Origin of the sequence: Halobellus sp. Atlit-38R (assembly GCF_003665925.1) — an archaeon.
Lineage (GTDB): Archaea > Halobacteriota > Halobacteria > Halobacteriales > Haloferacaceae > Haloquadratum > Haloquadratum inordinatus.
In genome coordinates, this window is record NZ_QXIJ01000246.1 from 1 (window position 1) to 494 (window position 494).

Below are 494 nucleotides of genomic sequence, written 5' to 3' on the forward strand. Positions count from 1 at the left end.
AAATCGAGGACATCCAGCTCGACTTAGACGCCCGCGCCGTGACCGGCCTCGCGCTCGCCGAACTCAACCACGAGCTGTTCGCCGGACAGGTGAGCGGCTCGACGGGCGTCATCGTCCCGTACCGCTGGGTCCGCGCGGTCGGCGACGTCGTCCTGATCAACGACGTCATCGAGCGCTACGACGCCGGCGAGTCCGACGAGGAAGCGAGCGAGATCGCCGAGTCGCGGTGAGGGGTTCTCGGTCGGGCGGACCGCGCCCGACCGGCTCAGAAGGGTAACGCGTCGCGGAGGCTGGCGATCACGCCGCGCTCCTCCCGGCGGGCCTCGTCGAACACCGGGTAGAGCGCGTCGAGGAACGCCGTCTCGTTTTCGAACTCCCGTTGCGGCACGCGGTCGAGCGCGTCCGAGAGCGCGATCGAGCGCCCCTGCGCGTCGTAGGGCACCTCCTGATCGCCGAGCGCGTCGCGTAGCTCCGCGGCCGTCGCGGGGAACGAC

2 protein-coding genes are annotated in these 494 nt (G+C 70.6%); one reads left to right on the plus strand and one right to left on the minus strand.

The annotated features are described in order from the left end of the window. Positions 1 to 230: PRC-barrel domain-containing protein (locus tag D3D02_RS19175; protein WP_121571373.1), on the plus strand; the 230-nt coding region annotated here is incomplete at its 5' end. A gap of 35 nt (positions 231 to 265) precedes the next feature. On the opposite strand, the gene D3D02_RS19180 is transcribed toward D3D02_RS19175, so the two are convergent. Further along, positions 266 to 494 (minus strand): hypothetical protein (locus tag D3D02_RS19180; RefSeq protein ID WP_121571374.1); only part of this gene is annotated, 229 nt, incomplete at its 5' end.